Source organism: Rothia sp. HMSC071F11 (genome assembly GCF_001809115.1).
Lineage (GTDB): Bacteria > Actinomycetota > Actinomycetes > Actinomycetales > Micrococcaceae > Rothia > Rothia dentocariosa.
This window is the reverse complement of the sequence record NZ_KV795754.1, coordinates 79756-79980: the sequence shown is the minus strand read 5'-3', so window position 1 is coordinate 79980 and position 225 is coordinate 79756. Positions and strand designations below refer to the sequence as shown.

The window sequence follows — 225 nt, the reverse complement described above, 5'->3', positions numbered from 1 at the left end:
GGTTCTGCGCCGAACCGCCCACCACCAGCTTCGCTTTATTCCGAAAATGCGCCTTGTCGCTGGCGACGGGTTCCAGCCAGGTCAGGTGAGGATATGCCGCAAGAAGCCTGCGCGCATCGGCCTGTTTTGCCGCGAGCTGGGCGGGGTACGGGGTTTCGATGCTAGTGCAGGAGCGGCAAAGACTCTCACGATAATAGGCGCATTCCATAGCCCCACCATTCTACC

The 225-nt window shown here is 60.4% G+C and carries 1 pseudogene; it reads right to left on the bottom strand.

The features are described from left to right. Positions 1-208, bottom strand: a pseudogene (locus tag HMPREF2554_RS04520) (23S rRNA (uracil(747)-C(5))-methyltransferase); the annotation flags it as partial. Positions 209-225: the final 17 nt, after the last annotated feature.